Below are 12,863 nucleotides of genomic sequence, written 5' to 3' on the forward strand. Positions count from 1 at the left end.
GAGACTGGCCGGGCGACGGCGTCAGGGCGGGATTAACGCGCGGTAACCAGTTCGCGTTTCATATCAATGATCTGCTGGAAATCGGCTACGCTGCCCGGGCCGATATGCTGCGTGCCGCCCATCGCTTTGATAAAGCAGGCGTGATCGTCGGTATCCAGCTTTTTAATCGCGGTGACGACTTTAGCCTTAAAGTCGGCAGGCAGGGAATTGCTGACCAGGATTGGGCCGTTCGGGATCAGCGGCGATTGCCAAATAATGCGGATTTGCTTCATCAAATCCGGGTGATCCATGCGAATCAGTCGGTTGAAGGCGCCGACGCTGTAGCCGCTATTATAATCACCCACCATCGAGGTCCAGGTCACCGCGCCGGCAAACTGACCGTTCAGCACGCCCAGAATATCCTGCTCGTGGCCGCCGGAGAAGGTCACGCTGGAGAAGAAGTTATTATATTTATTATCCGAGGTGCCGCCGAACTGCTGTTTAAAGGCGTGGTTGGGAATTAAAAAGCCGGAAGTGGAGTCCGGATCGGCGAAGCCAAACGCTTTGCCTTTCAGATCTTCTAACTTTTTATACGGACTGTCGGCTTTGACAATCACCACCGAGTGATAGCCGCGGGACTGATCTTTATCATCTACGGCAATCCCGACAATATCGACGGCTTTAGGGTTGTTAATATAAACGGAAGCGTATGATGACGGCGACATACTTAAGACCACGTCAACTTTTCCGCCCAGCAATCCCTGAATCACGCCGGAATAGTCGGAAGAGTTACGTAATTTTGTATCGACCTTCAGCTCCTTATCAAGGAACTGTTTAACGCACTGGTTATCACCAATTTGTTGGGTTGCGTTCTGACCGCCAAGGATGCCCAGATTTAATTCCTTCGGCTGTTCAGCAGCGCTTGCCTGCCACGCCATCATAATGCCTGCAACCGCTGCGGATAAACGAACTGCGCCAGTGATGTACTTTTTCATTATTTTGCCCGTGTGAGTGAAATTTAATGCAATTGGCTAATTTCATCGCCGTACAGCCGATGCAGAATATCCTGATTCAGCTGCGTGGGATGATCGTCAAAAATAATCTTGCCCTTGGCTACGCCGATGACCCGCGTGCAATATTCACGCACCAGCTCCACCGAATGCAGGTTTACCATCACGCTGATACCCTGTTCGCTAATTTCGCGCAGGACATTCATAATCCGCTGCGTATTTTTCGGGTCGAGGGAAGCGACCGGTTCATCGGCCAGCAAAATACCCGGGTTTTGCATCAGCGCCCGGCAAATCGCCACGCGCTGCATCTGGCCGCCGGAGAGGTTTTCCGCCCGCTGTAGCGCATGCGGCAGCATATTCATCCATTCCAGCAGGGAGATGGCGCGGGCGCGGTCCGCGTCGGGGAAAACTTTGAATAATGATTTCAGGGTGGAGGTCTGGCTCAGGCGACCCAGCAGCACGTTGGTCAAAACGTCGAGACGCGGGACCAGGCAGAAATCCTGAAAGATCATGCCGCACTGGCTGCGCCAGGCGTTTAGCGCGCGGCCCGACAGCTTTGATACGTCCTGCGGCGTACCCACTTCCGGATAGCTGAGGATCTCGCCGCCGCTGGCGCTGTGGGTACCGTTCAGTACGTGCAGAAGCGTTGACTTTCCGGCGCCGGAGCGGCCAATGACGCCAACCAGCTCGCCCGCATGAAGATCGAAACTGATGCCGTCCAGTACGGTTTGCTGCGCGCTGTAGGATTTGCTCAGGTTGCGTACGCTCAGGACCTTACGCTGCCGGTCGATAAAGGGCGGCGTAAACGGTTGATAATCGGTTTCTGCCACCGCAGCCAGGGAACTGTTCATAAATGCGTCCAGGTTCGTCAGTAAACTGGGCACTATTAATGGTGTTTTATATGACTGCCGGATGACAGTAAGGCGAACAAATAGTGAACGGATGCGAAAGCTGGCCTATTTGTTGGAAAAAAAATTCATCATGGATCACACTTTTGCATTAGCAATCGGGCATCTGAGAATACTCTGCCTACCTTTAATACGCGATAGCGCATGAGATTAATAATGATACGTATTTCATCTGATAAAGATGACGCGTTTTATGCGACATTAGCCGGGTAATGCTATCGCCGCGGGTACAACGGGACGACTCTGGACGTTCGTGCAATTCTTATATCTGAGTCGGTTTAACCGAGTAGATAATCTTCAGGTACTGGATTACGATTCGCGGCGGAAAATTTTTAGTCGGCGACTATCCCTTTTGTGCGGCGTGTAATTCCATTATTTACGCTAATTAATGAAATTAACCACTGATTTTGTGTTGTTTATTGGTTTTATATTCTTATTTTTTGAATTTGTTCGGTTTTTTCGCTTTTTTAAATAAAAGTGCGATTAAGAATAGTCTTAACAACTAATGGCTAAGATCCTGGAACATATAATATTCACTTAAGAATCTACGCATATCCCACCAATAACCGTATGAAAACCAATGGTTTTTGTGTTTAACTCAATATCCTTATTTTTATTCTTCTGACTTAAATTGACCTGGTCGGTAATTAGCCCTTTGCGCACTTATTGACACACATGGAGAAAAATCCTAAATTTGGTAACACAAGAAACAAGCAAGTCATTTAGTGCTCTTTATCTCTAGCAATACTATTTTGAATTTTGATTGAATATATTAAAGAGGGAATTTGCTGACTTAGACTTTGCAGGCCTGGGCTATCAGCAGTGTTGCGATACGTTCAAGATTTCCAGGACTATGGGGTTTAACTTTATATGGATTATAAATATTCTTTGGACCAGTGCATCTGGCCAGCGCATGACAGCTATTTTTTAAAAGGACTCGCTGAGCTAATTATTGATATTGATGACCTGATTTACCTGTCGCTTGAAAAGGTACGCCGGGAGTTTGTATTTATTAATCTTAGCGCCAGTTCGCTGAACTATTTTATCCGCCGCGATAGCGAGTGGCTGGCTGAAATGAAAGGCAAGCAAATTGTATTAATTGCCGCGAGGCGCTCGGAAGCGCTGGCCAACTACTGGTATTACAATGGTGCTATTCGTGGCGTGGTCTATGTGGACTTAGCCAAGGATATTCGTCAGGAGCTGGCATACGTTATCAACGGCCGTTTTCTACGTAAAGATATAAAGAAAGACAAAATTACCAACAGGGAAATGCAAATAATTCGGATGACGGCACAGGGAATGCACCCGAAATCTATTGCCAAGATTGAAAATTGTAGTGTGAAAACGGTTTATACCCATCGACGAAATGCCGAGGCCAAACTGTATTCAAAGATATATAAGTTAGCGCTGTAATTAGTAATAAACGTTGTTTTTAAAATTGTGCACCGGGTCGTAACACCCAAAATAATTTGCGTCGCAGATAATAATGATGCGGCCTGAACTATGGCGGGAATGCACACAGACGTGGGACATCAGGTCCCTTAATAAACTCAGGATGAAAAAGCTATGAAAAAAAAGGTTCTTGCAATTGCTCTGGTAACCGCGTTTGCCGGTATGGGTGTCGCTCAGGCAGCTGACGTTACTGCTCAGGCAGTCGCTACCTGGTCCGCAACCGCCAAAAAAGACACTACCAGCAAGCTGGTGGTGACTCCGCTGGGCAGCCTGGCTTTCCAGTATGCCGAAGGGATTAAAGGCTTTAACTCACAGAAAGGCCTGTTTGATGTGGCTATCGAAGGCGATGCCACCGCGACCGCATTCAAACTGACCTCTCGTCTGATCACCAACACCCTGACTCAGCTGGATACCTCTGGTTCCACCCTGAGCGTGGGCGTTGACTACAACGGCGCTGCGGTCGAAAAAACGGCTGACACCACCATGATCGACACCGCGGCGGGCATCCTGGGCGGCAACCTCAGCGCGCTGTCTAACGGCTATAACGTCGCCGGTCGCACCACCGCTCAGGACGGCTTCACGTTCTCCATCATCAGCGGCACCACCGATGGCACCACTGCCGTTACTGACTACAGCGCTCTGCCGGAAGGTATCTGGAGCGGCGACGTCAGCGTACAGTTCGACGCGACCTGGACCAGCTGATCCTCTCGTAGCACCAGGCAGGGGGGCTCCCCCTGCCTTATTTCACGGATTGAATTCATATGAAAAAACACATTCTGGCCATCGGCCTGTTGCTCAGCACAATGACGCCAGCCCTGGCGCTGGATGTGGGCGATATCTCTTCATTTATGAACAGCGGCAGCAGCACGCTGAGCAAAGAGATCAAGAACACGACCGACAGCGGTCGCTTAATTAACATCCATATGGAACGCCTCTCTTCGCCGCTGGACGGTGGCAAGGTGATCCCGATGGATAAGCAGGACGAGATTTTACTGACCCCCGCCAGTCTGCTGCTGCCCGCGAAGGCCAGCGACGTGATCCGCTTTTTCTACAAAGGCCCGGCGGACGATAAAGAACGCTATTACCGCATTGTCTGGTTCGATCAGGCGCTCAGCGATGCCCAGCGCAATGGCTCGACCCGCAGCGCGGTAGCGACGGCCTCGGCGCGGATCGGCACCATCCTGGTGGTCGCGCCAAGAAAAGCCAATTTCCGCTATCAGTACGCCAACGGCACGCTGGTCAATACCGGTAACGCGACGTTGCGCATTCTTGCCTACGGCCCGTGTCTGAAGCCGGCTGACGGTAAAGAGTGCAAGGAAAATTATTTCCTGATGCCGGGAAAAGAACGGCGCTTCACGCGCGTGAATGTGGCGGATAAAAAAGGACGGGTCGCGCTCTGGCAGGGCGAGCAGTTTGTTCCCGTGAAATAGACATTTCTTCTGACGGATCAACATTATGGCTCTACCAGGGAACGCTCCAGGATTAAAAACACTCCTTGCCTCCGGCATGGTCATTTTGCTGGTTCCGTTTAGCGTCACTGCCGCCACCGACAAAGTACAGCAAATCGGCGGCGTGATTATCCCTCAGGCCTTCAGCCAGGCGCTGCAGGACGGAATGAGCATCCCACTGTTTATTCATCTTGAAGGCAGCACCGGTACCCAGGACGATCAGCGGATCGGCAATGCCTTTATCTGGCTGGATAATGGCGTTCTGCGCGTTCGGCAAATTCAGCTGGAAGAAAACGATAATAACGCCACCGTCAGCGAGCAGACCCGCAAACAGCTGACCGCGCTGGCCAATGAAGCTTTCAGCAAAGATCTTAACATTAGCCTGACGGATGACGCCCGGCTACAGCTCAGCCTGCGCCAGCTGCTCCTGCAGCTGGTGGTAAAAAAAGAGGCGCTGGGTACGGTGCTGCGCTCGCGCAGCGAAGATATCGGTCAGTCCAGCGTCAACACCCTTAGCAGCACCCTGAACTATAACCTCGGGGTCTATAACAACCAGATGCGCAACGGCGGCAATAACACCTCCAGCTATCTGTCGCTGAACAACGTCACCGCGCTGCGCGAGCACCACGTGGTGCTGGACGGCTCGCTTTACGGTATTGGCTCCGGCAATCAGGACAGCGACGTCTATAAAGCGATGTATGAACGCGACTTTGCCGGTCACCGCTTTGCGGGCGGGATGCTGGATACCTGGAATTTACAGTCCCTTGGCCCGATGACCGCCGTTTCGGCAGGGAAGATCTACGGCGCTTCCTGGGGCAACCAGGCCAGTTCGACGGTGTTCGATAACACCCAGTCGGCCACCCCGGTGGTCGCCTTTTTACCCGCCGCCGGGGAAGTCCATCTGACCCGCGACGGACGCCTGATGAGCGTGCAGAACTTTGCCATGGGTAACCATGAAGTCGACACCCGCGGCCTGCCGTACGGGATTTATGATGTCGATGTTGAAGTGATTGTGAACGGCCGGGTGGTCAGCAAACGCACCCAGCGGGTCAATAAATTGTTCAGCCGCGGACGCGGCGCCGGCGCGCCGCTGGCCTGGCAATTCTGGGGCGGCAGCTTCCATATGGATCGCTGGTCCGAAAGCGGTAAAAAAACGCTTCCGGCAAAAGATAGCTGGCTGGCGGGGGCCTCGGCCTCCGGGTCGTTCAGTACCTTAAGCTGGGCGGCCACCGGCTACGGCTATGATAACAACGCCGTCGCCGAGACGCGCCTGACCCTGCCGATCACCGAGTCCATTAACGTGAACCTGCAGAATATGCTGGCCAGCGACAGCTCCTGGAGCAGCATCGGCAGCATCAGCGCCACTCTGCCCGGCGGCTTTAGTTCGGTGTGGGTCAACCAGGAAAAAACGCAGATTGGCGACCGGATACGGCGCAGTAATGCCGACAACCGGGCCATCGGCGGCACGCTGAACCTCAATTCACTCTGGTCAAAGCTGGGTACCTTCAGCGTCAGCTATAACGACGACCGCCGCTATAACAGCCATTACTACACGGCGGATTACTACCAGACGCTTTACACCGGCTCATGGGGATCGCTGGGCCTGCGCGCGGGCGTACAGCGCTTTAATAACGGCGACAGCAGCGCCAGCACCGGGAAATATATTGCGCTCGATTTCTCGCTGCCGCTCGGCAACTGGTTCAGCGCCGGGATGACGCACCAGAACGGTTACACCATGGCCAACCTGTCGGCGCGTAAACAGTTTGATGAAGGCAGTATTCGCACCATCGGCGCGAACGTTTCGCGCGCCATTTCCGGCGATACCGGCGATGACAAAACCCTCAGCGGCGGCGCGTATGCTCAGTTTGATACCCGCTACTCCACCGGTACGCTGAATGTGAACAGCGGCGTTGATGGCTATGTGAACACCAACCTGACCGCCAACGGCAGCGTGGGCTGGCAGGGGAAAAATATCGCCGCCAGCGGCCGCACCGACGGCAACGCCGGGGTGATTTTCAAAACCGGCCTTGAGGATGACGGCAAGCTCAGCGCCAAGGTTAACGGCCGCATTGTGCAGCTCTCCGGCAACCGTAATTACCTGCCGCTGTCGCCGTACAGCCGTTATGAAGTGGAGCTGCAGAACAGTAAAAACTCGCTCGATAGCTACGATATCGTGACCGGGCGTAAGAGCCAGTTGACCCTTTATCCGGGCAACGTGGCGGTGATTGAGCCGGAAGTGAAGCAGATGGTGACGGTCTCCGGGCGTATCCGCGCGGAAGACGGCACGCTGCTGGCTAACGCGCGGATTAATAACCATATCGGTCGTACCCGCACCGATGAGAACGGTGAGTTTGTGATGGACGTGGATAAAAAATATCCCACCATCGATTTCAGTTACGGTAAAAACCAGAGCTGCGAAGTGGCGCTGGAGCTGAGCCAGGCGCGCGGCGCGGTGTGGGTGGGCGATGTGGTCTGTAGCGGCCTCTCCACTTATGCCCGCACGCAGCAGACAGGAGAAGGTAATGAAAGCTAAATGGCTGGCATGTTTAGTGATGTTCACGGCGGCGCTGTGCGTGACGCGGGTCAACGCCGCGGTCACCAAAACCACCTGGCCGGATGCGGCGGCCATGCAGTTTGTTTTCGTGGAAAACAACTCGGACGATAACTTCTTTGTTACCCCGGGCGGCGCGCTGGACCCGCGAATGACCGGGGCTAACCGCTGGACCGGGCTGAAATATAACGGCTCGGGCACCATTTATCAGCAGAGCCTGGGCTATATCGACAATGGCTATAACACCGGCCTGATTGCCAACTGGAAGTTTGATATGTGGCTGGATAACTCCCCCACATCTCATCCGTTACAGGGGCTGCGCTGTATCAACTGGTATGCGGGTTGCGACATGGCCACCAGCCTGATTCTGCCGCAAACCAGCGATGCCAGCGGTTTCTACGGCGCGACGGTGACCTCCGGCGGACAAAAGTGGATGCACGGCATGATGTCCGACGCTTTCTACCAGTATCTGCAGCAGATGTCGGTGGGCAGCAGTTTCTCGATGACCATCAACTCCTGTCAGACTTCGGTGAACTATGACGCAACCAGCGGCGCGCGCTGTAAAGATCAGGCTTCAGGAAGCTGGTACGTGCGTAAAGTCACCCATACTAAAGCGGCAAACCTGAAGCTGATTAACACCCATGCGCTGGCGGAAGTCTTTATCAACAGCGACGGGGTCCCGACGCTGGGCGAGGGGAACGCCGACTGCCGCACCCAGACTATCGGCTCCCGTTCCGGTCTGAGCTGCAAAATGGTGAACTACAATTTGCAGCACAATGGCCTGAGTAATACCTCAATTCATATTTTTCCGGCAATCAGCAACTCGGCGCTGGCTTCCGCGGTCGGAAGTTATGATATGCAGTTCAGCCTGGATGGGAATTCATGGAAGCCGGTGAGCGGCATCTCCCAGTACTATACGTTTAATGAGATGAAATCATCTGACTCGGTTTACGTATTTTTCTCGAGCAACTTTTTTAAGCAGATGGTCACGCTGGGCATCAGCGACGTGAACACCAAAGACCTGTTTAATTTCCGTTTCTATAACACCACCTCGCCGGAGTCAGGCTGGTACGAGTTTTCGACCTCCAACACCCTGATTATTAAACCGCGCGACTTCAGCATCAGCATTATTTCCGATGAGTACATTTCGGCGCCGACGCGCGAAGGCTACGTGGGCAGCGGCGAGCCGTCGCTGGACTTTGGCTATATTGTCACCACCAGCGGCAAAACCGCCGCCGATGAAGTGCTCATTAAAGTGACCGGGCCAACGCAGGCGATCGGCGGACGTTCATACTGTATTTTTAGTTCACCAGACGGCACGTCGAGAGTACCGTTCCCGGCGACGCTGGCGTTTACGACGCAGACCGGGACCATCAAAACCTACGATGCCGGATGCGATGATACCTGGCGCGATATGACCGACGCCCTGTGGTTAACCACGCCGTGGACGGATATCTCCGGCGAGGTCGGTCAGATGGACAAAACGACGGTAACGTTTTCCATTCCGATGGATAACCCGATATCGCTGCGCACGGTGGAAGATAACGGCTGGTTTGGTGAAGTGAGTGCTTCAGGAGAAATTCATGTTCAGGCGACGTGGCGTAACATTAACTAATTTGCTGCGGATGCTTATCTGCCTGCTGTCGCTAGGATTGGCGACCGCGGCGCAGGCCATCTCGGTGGGTAATTTAACTTTCTCGCTGGCGGCGGAAGATAACTTCGCGTCTAAACGGGTGATTAATAACAATAAAAGCGCCCGGTTGTATCGGGTTTCTATTGTCGCTATCGACCGCCCCGGCGGCAAAGAGGTGCGTTCTCGCCCGGCGGACGGCGAGCTGCTGTTTGCCCCGCGTCAGCTTACCCTGCAGGCGGGGGAGAGCGAGTATTTTAAGTTTTACTACCACGGCCCGAAAGATGACCGTGAGCGCTATTACCGGGTCTCCTTTCGTGAAATACCCACCCGCAATTACGTGATGCGCAATAAAAGCGGTACCGAGGTGAGTATGGATCCGGTGGTGGTGATGGACACGATTCTGGTTGTGCGCCCGCGCGAGGTACGGTTCAAGTGGGCCTACGATCGGGCGGCGGGCACCGTCAGCAATACCGGGAATACCTGGTTTAAGCTGCTGATCAAGCCCGGGTGCGATACGACGGAAGAGGAAGGGGATGCATGGTATTTACGGCCCGGGGACGTTGTTCGCCAGGCCTCGCTGCGCCAACCGGGGAACCACTACATCATCTATAACGATAAATTTATAAAAATGACCAAAGACTGCCCGGTGAACTAACCGGGCAGCTTTTTTCGCGCTTCGTCGCTAAACCGTACGCCCGGCATAGCGGCGGTTCGCCAGCAGGCTCAGGCCGCAGCACAGCAGATAATAAACCGCGCCGGTAAAGACAAATATCGCCAGCGGGTAAATTTGCACCCGGTTATTGACCTGCCCGGCGACGGTGGTCAGTTCCGGCACGTTGACGATAAACGCCAGCGACGTGTCTTTGAGCAGCCCGATAAATATCCCTACCAGCGAGGGCTGAACGTTGCGCAGAGCCTGCGGCAGCAGAATAAGGCGCAGCGTCTGTCCGGGGGCAAAACCCTGGATCAGCGCCGCTTCGTACTGCCCGCGGGGCAGCGATTGCAGGCCCGCCAGCACCGAGTGCATCACCGACGCGGCGGTAAACCACGCCAGCGCCACCGTGACGGTGACCGCGCCCGGCAGGTCGCTGCCGGTGAGCATGGGGAGCAGATACCACAGCCAGAAAATGACGAAGATCAGCGGGATGCCGCGAATAATCTCCGCCCACAGGAAGAGCAGCCGCCGCACGATCCCGTCGTAGCGCCAGGCGATGGCCGCCAGCAGCACGCCCCCCGGCAGCGCCAGCGCGGCGGCACCGATAGCCATCAGCAGCGTCAGCACCACGCCGCCGGGAATACCGTCCGCCAGCCGTCCCCACAGCAGATAATCGAGGTTATCAACGATAACCGCCAGGTTAGCGTTCATAGCCGGCTCTCCTTTGCTGATCTCTTCCCGGACCGAGACGCGTCAGCGCCACGCCCATGAGCACCCCAAGCGCCAGATACAGCGCGGTGCCGACGGCAAACGCCTCCAGCGCATGCGCGTTGTAGCTCTCGATTTGCCGCACCTGATAGGTCAGTTCGGCGAAGCCGATACCGCTCGCCAGCGAGGAGAGCTTCATCAGGTTCAGATACTGGCCGATAATCGGCTGCCAGGCGTTAGCCAGCCCCTGCGGCAGCAGAATGTGGCGCAGCTCCTGCCACGGCGTAAACCCCTGCGACAGCGCCGCTTCCCGCTGGCCGTGGCTAACGGCGCGCAGCCCGGAGGCGATCTCTTCGATCAGAAACGCCGAAGTAAAGACCCCGAGTCCCCACATTGAGCAGAGAAACTCCGGCGTCAGCCACCAGACGTTGCCCGGCAGAATCGACCAGCTGTGGTCGTCGTTGATAAAATCTCGCGCTCCCAGCGGCAGCAGATTCCAGGCGGCAAAATACCAGAACAGCAGCTGGACCAGCAGCGGCGTATTGCGGAACAGTGAAACCCAGGCCGCCACCAGCCAGCGGCCGGGCCTGCCGCCCCCGAGACGCAGCGCCAGCAGCAGGACGGCCAGCACGGTCGCCAGAATCATCCCCGCGACGCTGACCCAGACGGTGGTGAGAAAACCGGAGATGATCCACTGCAGCGGCTGCCCGCTCAGCACGCCATGCCAGTCGAGATGTGGGATCACGCCTCACTCTCCTGGTGCAGCGGATCGAGCACCTTCTGCAGGAAACGGCGGGTGCGGGCGTGCTGCGGCCGGGCGAAAAACTCGGCCGGCGGCGCGACTTCGAGAATATCGCCGCCGTCGATAAACACCACCCGATCGGCAATCTCGCGGGCGAACTGCATCTCGTGGGTCACCACCACCATGGTGATCCCGCTGTGGGCGAGGGTTTTCATGACCTGCAGCACTTCGCCGATCATCTCCGGGTCCAGCGCCGACGTGGGTTCATCGAACAGAATGATCTGCGGCGAGGAGGCGAGGGCGCGGGCGATCGCCACCCGCTGCTGCTGACCGCCCGAGAGCTGGGCAGGCATCTGCCGGGCTTTATCCGCCAGGCCAACCTGGCTGAGCAGCGCCAGCGAGCGCTCGCGGGCGGCGCTTTTGCTCCAGCCGTGAACGCGTTCCAGCGCGAGGGTAATATTCTCCTGCGCCGTCAGGTGGGCGTAGAGATTAAACTGCTGAAAAACGAAGCCGACCCGGCTGCGCAGCTGGCGCAGGGCGCTGCCGGTAAGCTGGCGCGTCGGTTTGCCGTCGATCAGAATCTCGCCGCCGCTAAGGGATTCCAGCTGATTGATCAGGCGGATCAGGGTTGATTTGCCCGATCCCGAAGGGCCGAGGATCGCCACTACTTCGCCGGGTTCAACCTGTAAATTTACGCCGTTCAGCACCCGATGGTCGCCGTAGCTTTTGGCGACATCGCGAAACTCAATGCTGGCGCGCTGCAGATGCGAAAAATCCGCGGACGATGCCGCGGAGCGTGAAAATAGAGCCGATAACATCATCTTTCTCTGCTTATTTCGCTTCGATAGTAAAGGCGCGCGGCTGCGGGGTTTTGGTGCTCGGGCCAAACCAGACGTCGTAAATTTTGGCCGCTTCACCGGTTTTTTCCAGCTTGACCAGCTCGTCATTGACCGCTTTCAGCAGGGCCGGTTCGCCTTTCTTCACGCCGACGCCAATCTCTTCTTTGCTCAGCAGGTCGGGGATGATTTTGAAGTTTGCCTTGTCCGGCGCTTCCGCCAGCAGTCCGGCGAGGATGGTGCTGTCCTGAGTGATGGCCTGCACGTTGCCGTTGCGCAGGGCGGTCAGCGCCAGCGGAATATCGTCATAAGAGAGCACGCGCGACTGCGGGAAACGCTGATGCAGCGCCTGTTCGCCGGTGGTGCCTTTTACCGCGCCGATGCGCGCTTTGCTGTAATCATCGAGCTTATCCGGCGATTTTGCCGGGACGAGGAACTGCTGGCCGGTCACGAAGTAAGGCGTTGAGAAATCAATCACCTGGGCGCGTTCCGGGGTGATGGTGATATCGGCGACGATCAGGTCGGCCTTACCGGATTGCAGCAGCGGAATGCGGTTGGCCGGGTTGGTGGCGACCAGCTCCAGCTTGACGCCGAGCGACTTTGCCAGCGCTTCGGCGAAGTCCACGTCGTAGCCGACGATTTTATGCGTTTTCGGGTCTACCGAGCCGAACGGCGGGTTGGCGTCGAAGGTGGCGACTTTGACCACGCCGGCGGCTTTGATATCGGCTAGTTGATCGGCCTGAGCCTGCGCGGCGAGCACCAGCATGCCCAGCGCCAGCGCGATTTTTGTTTTTGCAATGCGCATTGTTATTCCCCTGAATCCCTGTTTTGTTTTGTGTTTATCACGCTCCCACAAATCGCCCGTCGGCGGCAAAGAAGAAAAAGTTCTTATCTATAACGAAAAAGAACTTAACAAAGTTGTGGATATTGTTTAACCGGCA

The 12,863-nt window shown here is 55.6% G+C and carries 12 protein-coding genes; 6 read left to right on the plus strand and 6 right to left on the minus strand.

The window, feature by feature from the left end; all coding sequences use genetic code 11:
* Window positions 1–32 precede the first annotated feature (32 nt).
* Complete coding sequence (gene phnD / locus FQK12_RS15210) at window positions 33–974, minus strand: phosphonate ABC transporter substrate-binding protein (RefSeq protein ID WP_009654530.1); 942 nt, start codon at window positions 972–974, stop codon at window positions 33–35.
* 23 nt (window positions 975–997) lie between these two features.
* Complete coding sequence (phnC, locus tag FQK12_RS15215) at window positions 998–1,840, minus strand: phosphonate ABC transporter ATP-binding protein (protein ID WP_014228100.1); 843 nt, start codon at window positions 1,838–1,840, stop codon at window positions 998–1,000.
* 927 nt (window positions 1,841–2,767) lie between these two features.
* Here phnC and FQK12_RS15220 point away from each other — a divergent pair.
* The 6 genes from FQK12_RS15220 (at window position 2,768) to FQK12_RS15245 (ending at window position 9,636) form a co-directional block, all read left to right on the plus strand.
* Window positions 2,768–3,310: a helix-turn-helix transcriptional regulator gene (locus FQK12_RS15220; RefSeq protein ID WP_014228101.1), complete on the plus strand. Its 543-nt coding sequence runs from the start codon at window positions 2,768–2,770 to the stop codon at window positions 3,308–3,310.
* A 153-nt stretch (window positions 3,311–3,463) separates the two neighbouring features.
* On the plus strand, window positions 3,464–4,051 hold the full coding sequence (locus FQK12_RS15225) for a common pilus major fimbrillin subunit EcpA (RefSeq protein WP_014228102.1): 588 nt from the start codon (window positions 3,464–3,466) through the stop codon (window positions 4,049–4,051).
* 59 nt (window positions 4,052–4,110) lie between these two features.
* The gene (locus tag FQK12_RS15230; RefSeq protein WP_014228103.1) at window positions 4,111–4,779 is read left to right on the plus strand and encodes a hypothetical protein; all 669 of its coding nucleotides are present in this window, start codon (window positions 4,111–4,113) and stop codon (window positions 4,777–4,779) included.
* 25 nt (window positions 4,780–4,804) lie between these two features.
* The gene (locus FQK12_RS15235; protein WP_014228104.1) at window positions 4,805–7,330 is read left to right on the plus strand and encodes a fimbrial biogenesis outer membrane usher protein; all 2,526 of its coding nucleotides are present in this window, start codon (window positions 4,805–4,807) and stop codon (window positions 7,328–7,330) included.
* Window positions 7,331–7,349: 19 nt separating this feature from the next.
* Window positions 7,350–8,963, plus strand: coding sequence for a hypothetical protein (locus FQK12_RS15240; protein WP_223226756.1), 1,614 nt, complete (start codon window positions 7,350–7,352; stop codon window positions 8,961–8,963).
* The gene (locus FQK12_RS15245; RefSeq protein ID WP_032693221.1) at window positions 8,932–9,636 is read left to right on the plus strand and encodes a molecular chaperone; all 705 of its coding nucleotides are present in this window, start codon (window positions 8,932–8,934) and stop codon (window positions 9,634–9,636) included. Before FQK12_RS15240 ends, FQK12_RS15245 begins: the two co-directional genes overlap by 32 nt.
* A gap of 27 nt (window positions 9,637–9,663) precedes the next feature.
* Here the strand turns inward: FQK12_RS15245 and FQK12_RS15250 are convergent, their stop codons facing one another.
* The 4 genes from FQK12_RS15250 to FQK12_RS15265 are packed head-to-tail and all read right to left on the minus strand — an operon-like array spanning window position 9,664 to window position 12,727.
* A complete protein-coding gene (locus FQK12_RS15250; RefSeq protein ID WP_014228107.1) occupies window positions 9,664–10,347 on the minus strand; it encodes an amino acid ABC transporter permease in 684 nt (227 codons plus the stop codon).
* Window positions 10,337–11,089: an amino acid ABC transporter permease gene (locus FQK12_RS15255; protein WP_014228108.1), complete on the minus strand. Its 753-nt coding sequence runs from the start codon at window positions 11,087–11,089 to the stop codon at window positions 10,337–10,339. Before FQK12_RS15255 ends, FQK12_RS15250 begins: the two co-directional genes overlap by 11 nt.
* The gene (locus FQK12_RS15260; RefSeq protein WP_014837542.1) at window positions 11,086–11,904 is read right to left on the minus strand and encodes an amino acid ABC transporter ATP-binding protein; all 819 of its coding nucleotides are present in this window, start codon (window positions 11,902–11,904) and stop codon (window positions 11,086–11,088) included. Before FQK12_RS15260 ends, FQK12_RS15255 begins: the two co-directional genes overlap by 4 nt.
* A 13-nt stretch (window positions 11,905–11,917) precedes the next feature.
* Complete coding sequence (locus FQK12_RS15265; RefSeq protein WP_014228110.1) at window positions 11,918–12,727, minus strand: ABC transporter substrate-binding protein; 810 nt, start codon at window positions 12,725–12,727, stop codon at window positions 11,918–11,920.
* Window positions 12,728–12,863 lie beyond the last annotated feature (136 nt).

This window comes from Klebsiella sp. ME-303, from assembly GCF_007910085.1.
GTDB classification, from domain to species: domain Bacteria; phylum Pseudomonadota; class Gammaproteobacteria; order Enterobacterales; family Enterobacteriaceae; genus Klebsiella; species Klebsiella michiganensis.

Excerpts from the sequence above, each read along its gene's own strand:
- phnD (WP_009654530.1), bottom strand. The coding sequence starts at position 974 with ATGAAAAAGTACATCACTGGCGCAGTTCGTTTATCCGCAGCGGTTGCA.
- phnC (WP_014228100.1), bottom strand. The coding sequence starts at position 1,840 with ATGAACAGTTCCCTGGCTGCGGTGGCAGAAACCGATTATCAACCGTTT.
- FQK12_RS15220 (WP_014228101.1), top strand. The coding sequence starts at position 2,768 with ATGGATTATAAATATTCTTTGGACCAGTGCATCTGGCCAGCGCATGAC.
- FQK12_RS15225 (WP_014228102.1), top strand. The coding sequence starts at position 3,464 with ATGAAAAAAAAGGTTCTTGCAATTGCTCTGGTAACCGCGTTTGCCGGT.
- FQK12_RS15230 (WP_014228103.1), top strand. The coding sequence starts at position 4,111 with ATGAAAAAACACATTCTGGCCATCGGCCTGTTGCTCAGCACAATGACG.
- FQK12_RS15235 (WP_014228104.1), top strand. The coding sequence starts at position 4,805 with ATGGCTCTACCAGGGAACGCTCCAGGATTAAAAACACTCCTTGCCTCC.
- FQK12_RS15240 (WP_223226756.1), top strand. The coding sequence starts at position 7,350 with ATGTTCACGGCGGCGCTGTGCGTGACGCGGGTCAACGCCGCGGTCACC.
- FQK12_RS15245 (WP_032693221.1), top strand. The coding sequence starts at position 8,932 with ATGTTCAGGCGACGTGGCGTAACATTAACTAATTTGCTGCGGATGCTT.
- FQK12_RS15250 (WP_014228107.1), bottom strand. The coding sequence starts at position 10,347 with ATGAACGCTAACCTGGCGGTTATCGTTGATAACCTCGATTATCTGCTG.
- FQK12_RS15260 (WP_014837542.1), bottom strand. The coding sequence starts at position 11,904 with ATGTTATCGGCTCTATTTTCACGCTCCGCGGCATCGTCCGCGGATTTT.
- FQK12_RS15265 (WP_014228110.1), bottom strand. The coding sequence starts at position 12,727 with ATGCGCATTGCAAAAACAAAAATCGCGCTGGCGCTGGGCATGCTGGTG.